Here is a 301-nt window from a genome sequence, read left to right on the forward strand (position 1 = left end):
CGCCAATCCATGCCGCGCCTTCGTGGACCGTCATGACGACGGACAGGAATGGCTTTTCGATCACGCAGCTATCTCTTCCGCCGCCAGGCCGGTCGAACAGTCAGAACGCACGCCTGACGTCCAGATTATCAAGCAGCAACTTGAGCACAAAGCCGGCCAGCACCATGGACATGCCGGCCACACAGGCTGTGGTGGTCACGAAGGTCAGGTGCACCGACTGCTCCATCGGGCCGCCGACGAAAATCCAATGCAGCGCCAGCAGCACGTCCGCGACAAAGCCGGCCAGCGCGAGCGCGCCACC

At 63.1% G+C, this 301-nt stretch carries 1 pseudogene; it reads right to left on the minus strand.

What is annotated here, in order from left to right:
• Nucleotides 1-100: 100 nt before the first annotated feature.
• A pseudogene (locus EN818_RS31830) lies at nucleotides 101-301 on the minus strand (glycosyltransferase family 2 protein); the annotation flags it as partial.

Source organism: Mesorhizobium sp. M3A.F.Ca.ET.175.01.1.1, assembly GCF_004791945.1.
In the GTDB taxonomy this organism is placed as follows: domain Bacteria; phylum Pseudomonadota; class Alphaproteobacteria; order Rhizobiales; family Rhizobiaceae; genus Mesorhizobium.